The sequence below is a fragment of the Nocardia sp. NPDC004722 genome (assembly GCF_053601505.1).
Genome location: NZ_JBSGBY010000676.1, coordinates 1 through 4,346, shown reverse-complemented (window position 1 = coordinate 4,346; position 4,346 = coordinate 1). Strand labels below are relative to the sequence as shown.

General features: G+C 65.9%; 5 protein-coding genes and 1 pseudogene. 5 read left to right on the top strand and 1 reads right to left on the bottom strand.

The annotated features are described in order from the left end of the window. The coding region (locus ACWELQ_RS39535; RefSeq protein WP_452402125.1) for an NAD(P)-dependent alcohol dehydrogenase at nucleotides 1-994 on the bottom strand (994 nt) is incomplete at its 3' end. 234 nt (nucleotides 995-1,228) lie between these two features. Here ACWELQ_RS39535 and ACWELQ_RS39530 point away from each other — a divergent pair. The 5 genes and pseudogenes from ACWELQ_RS39530 to ACWELQ_RS39510 form a co-directional block, all read left to right on the top strand. Then, entirely contained in the window at nucleotides 1,229-1,843 is a 615-nt protein-coding gene (locus ACWELQ_RS39530; RefSeq protein WP_452402124.1) for an MspA family porin, read from the top strand. Nucleotides 1,844-1,855: 12 nt separating this feature from the next. Next, nucleotides 1,856-2,563, top strand: a complete 708-nt coding sequence (locus tag ACWELQ_RS39525) for an MspA family porin (protein WP_452402123.1) — start codon at nucleotides 1,856-1,858, stop codon at nucleotides 2,561-2,563. 168 nt (nucleotides 2,564-2,731) lie between these two features. After that, on the top strand, nucleotides 2,732-3,154 hold the full coding sequence (locus ACWELQ_RS39520; protein ID WP_379366584.1) for a DUF2550 domain-containing protein: 423 nt from the start codon (nucleotides 2,732-2,734) through the stop codon (nucleotides 3,152-3,154). Nucleotides 3,155-3,175: 21 nt separating this feature from the next. After that, nucleotides 3,176-3,769, top strand: coding sequence for a cob(I)yrinic acid a,c-diamide adenosyltransferase (locus ACWELQ_RS39515; protein WP_452402122.1), 594 nt, complete (start codon nucleotides 3,176-3,178; stop codon nucleotides 3,767-3,769). A 10-nt stretch (nucleotides 3,770-3,779) separates the two neighbouring features. Further along, nucleotides 3,780-4,346: pseudogene (locus ACWELQ_RS39510) on the top strand (UDP-N-acetylglucosamine 1-carboxyvinyltransferase); the annotation flags it as partial.

Below are 4,346 nucleotides of genomic sequence, written 5' to 3'. Positions count from 1 at the left end.
CGATCGGGAACTTGCCTTCCGCATGCCAGGCCAGCAGTTGCGGAATGAACTTTTGCGGATCGCCGCTGCCCTCGATGCAGCCGCGCACGGCCTTCCCGTTTCCGGTGAGATGGCCGATTTCCAGGTCCATGCTCGCCTCGCCGAGGCCGACGAGCACCAGGGTGCCCATGGGGGCCAAGGCTTCCAGGCCCTTGGCGATCACGGCATTGAGCGCCGTGGTGTCGAGGGCGAAATTCGCGCCGCCATTAGTGGCCGCCTGAATCTGCGCCACCACGTCCTCGGCCGCGCCGTCGACGGTGACGTCCGCGCCGAGTTCCTTGGCCACCGCCAGTCGTTCGGCGGAAAGGTCAATGGCCACAATGGTTCCCGCGCCGAGCGCGCGGGCGGCCATCAGGGCCGCCATGCCGACGCCGCCGACGCCGAAGATGGCGATCGAATCGTTCGGTCCCGGCTTCATGACATTGGCGACCGCGCCCGCGCCGGTCTGCACGCCGCATCCGAACGGTGCGGTGGCGACCAGGTCGACCGTCTCGTCGACCACCACGACACTGCGCGCGGGAACCAGCGCGTGCGTGGCGAAACTGGACTGTCCGAAGAACGCCCCCATGACGCGCTCGCCATTGTTGCTGAGCGGCGAAGTGAAATCCGAGCGTCCGCCCGAGGTGTTGAGAATGACGAAATTCTCGCAATAGGGCGGAAGTCCATTGGTGCAGCGTGAACAGGTGCCGCAACTGGCGTAAGTCAGCAGCACATGGTCACCGACCGCGATTCCGGTTACTTCCGAGCCAATCCGTTCGACGATGCCCGCGCCCTCGTGTCCGAGCACGATCGGCAACTCCGGCGGGAACAGGCCCTTGGTGACCAGGTCGGTGTGGCAGACGCCGCTCGCGACGATGCGCACCAGCACCTCGCCGGGGCGCGGGTCCTCGAGATCGAGTGTCTCCAGCGAGAACGGCTTGTCGCCCCCGCGGGCGACTGCGGCGGTAATTTCCACGGAATCTCCTCCAACGCTACCGAATTGTCCGGAGCATAAGAACCTGTTCTAGATTTCGGCCATGTCGGATCCCGCTGAGTGGGGTTCCGGGTAGACATGTGGTTGAATGCACTCGCCGGTCTACCGATGTGATCTGACACATCTGGCAAAGCCTCGGCTATTCCAGCATTTTCAGCTTTTTTCTCCACGATGAGCGAGGGGTTGATGAGCGGGCTTCGTTATGGCAAGTGGGGGGTGGCTGTCGCAATCGTCGCGGTCGCCCTCGGATTCTTTTCACCGGGTGCGGCGAACGCGGATGTCGTGGTCCCACTCCCCGACGGGCACATCGAGGGCCCGGGCGTGAAGATCACCAGTCTCGGTGAGCGCGCGATCATTTCGCCGTCCCTGGCGGCCAACGGCGCGGGCCGCACGTCCTGGGTGAGCGGCAATGTCACCGCCGATGTGGACACCCCGGACGGGACGGTCGGTCCCAACAATGGTCCGAAGAACTTTCCCGGCACCAATAATTCCGGTACGCACGGCTCCTCCAACCTGACCACCGGATACATCATCGGATGCCAGGTGAACCTGGGTGTGCTGAGCGCGAACTCGTCGTTCGCATTGAGCCTGACGCCCACCATCGCGGGCGGGTTCAGCTTCCCGATCTCACCCGGGCAGGTGGTGTGGGTCGCGATCAACAACATCGAGTTGGTCAAGAGCGGTACCTACACCATCAACTATCAGGACATCCCCATGGAGATCCAGGGCTGCGGCGGTTACGCGCAGGCCCGTCAGGTCTCCACCGTCGAGATCATCGGCGCGGACTATTCCAAGGTCACCCTCTACGGTCAGCCGTTCAGCATCGGCTGACGCTTCCACTTCATGGGAAGGGATCGCATGTACGGCAAGGCAATTCGCGTCCGGGGTGGCAAGGTTCTGGGTGTCGCGCTGGCCGCTGCGGTGGGTTGCGGATTCAGCCCGACGGGCGTCGCGCACGCGGACACCTTCGTGCCGCTGCCCGGCGGCTCGATCACCCGCCAGCTCGCCGACGGCACCAATCTGATCGTCCGGATCGAGAACGAATCGGCGAAGATCAGCGGCTCCATGGGTGATACGCCGATGCACCGCAATGTCTGGACCACCGCGCGCGGGGTGGTGGATCTGGACGGGCCCAGCGCGTCGAGCGCCACCATCAAGATCAGCCCTGGCTACATCGTCGGCTGCCAGGTGGACATCGGATCGTTCTCCCCGAGCGAGAACGCCAGTGAACAGGCGACGGTGGCCAGCAGCGGCATCACGCCCGGTGTACCGACCGAATCCATGGGGGCGGGCATCAATCTGGGGCCCGGCCAGGCCAAGGCGCTGCTGATGCTCGATCTCGAGCGGCCGGACGACTACGGCCAGGAGTCGCACAAGCGCTACAACAAGACGCTCGGCCCGCACGCCAGCGTCACCTGGGTCGACGAGACGTTCGCGGTCGACGGCTGCGGCGGGTACGCCCAGGCGCGGGCCTTCATCGCCGCCGAAGTCGACAGCTCCAACTACATCGGCAACCTGGTGCTGTTCGGCCAGCCGTTCAGCATCGGCTGATATATCTTCTGCGCCTCGCTGAACAGCGCATACGTCACATTCGGTGGATGGCCGGACTCCGCCTTTCCCGGGTCGCTAGTATCGACCGAAAGCGGGGCCCGGCCATCGGCCGGTTCGTGATCGACAGCAACGCGGATGTGAAGGGACGGAGCGGCATTGCAAACCGGGATGTGGCTTCTGATCATTCTGGTGTTGCTGCTTGTCGGTCTGGCCCTGGCCTCGACCTATCGCCTGGTGATGCTCCGCCGCGGCGGCACGGCCGCACTGCTGCGGGTGCTGCCCGCGCGCGGGCACGGCGGCGGCTGGCGGCACGGCCTCATCCGCTACGACGAGGACACGCTCCTCTTCTACAAACTCTCCAGCCTGAAACTCGGTCCGGACTCGACCATGCGCCGGCTCGCGATCGAGATCGGTCCGCGGCGTTCTCCGCAGGACGACGAGTACGACATCATGACCGACGAGGTCATCGTCATGTGCTCCGACGGCGACGGCAGCTATGAGCTGGCGCTCGACCGCGGGGCCATGGCGGCCTTCCTGTCCTGGGTGGAATCCCGCCCCTCCGAGCGCATTCGCCGCCGCCGCGCCGGTTAGCCCGAGGGTTATGGTGTCAGCGTGAGCGTGCACCTGACTCGGATCTATACCCGGACCGGCGATGACGGGACGACCGGTTTGAGTGATTTCTCCCGGGTGGCCAAGACCGATCCGCGGCTGATCGCCTATGCCGACTGTGACGAAACCAATGCGGCTCTCGGTGTCGCGATCGCGCTCGGAGCGCCCGACGAGCGGATGCTCGGTGTGTTGCGTTCCATTCAGAACGATCTCTTCGACGCCGGCGCGGACCTCTCCACGCCCGTGGTCGCCGACCCCAAGTACCCGCCGCTGCGCATCACGCAGGACTACATCGACCGCCTCGAGAAGTGGTGCGACGAGTTCAATGAGCCTCTGGCACCGTTGAATTCGTTCATCCTGCCCGGCGGCACACCCCTCGCCGCGCTGCTGCACACCGCGCGCACGGTCGCGCGACGCGCCGAGCGATCGGCCTGGGCCGCCGTCGACGCGCACTCCGACGACACGAGTGTGCTGCCCGCCAAATACCTCAACCGGCTGTCCGACCTGCTGTTCATTCTGGGCCGCGTAGCCAATCCGGACGGCGACATACTTTGGCGGCCGGGCGGAGACGCCGCGAGCACGGGATCCGACCACTAGGCTGACCCCCGTGAGTGAACGGTTTCTGGTGACCGGGGGCAGCAGGCTCGTCGGTGAGGTCGCGGTGGGCGGCGCGAAGAACAGCGTCCTCAAGCTGATGGCCGCAGCGTTGCTGGCCGAGGGTACGACCACCATCACCAACTGCCCGGACATCCTGGATGTGCCGCTGATGGCGGAGGTGCTGCGCGGTCTGGGCTGCGATGTCACGGTGAACCACGAGACCGTGACCATCGTGACCCCCGCGGAACCCAAGTACCACGCGGACTTCCCGGCGGTCACCCAGTTCCGCGCCTCGGTGTGCGTACTGGGTCCGCTCATGGCGCGCTGCAAGCGAGCCGTCGTCGCGCTGCCGGGTGGTGACGCCATCGGTTCGCGTCCCCTCGATATGCACCAGCAGGGTCTGCGCCTGCTCGGCGCGACCTCCGAGATCGAGCACGGCTGCCTGGTCGCGCGGGCGGAGGAGCTGCAGGGCGCGCGGATTCGCCTCGACTTCCCGTCGGTGGGCGCGACCGAGAACATCCTGATGGCCGCGGTGCTCGCCGAGGGCGAGACCGTCATCGACAATGCCGCGCGCGAA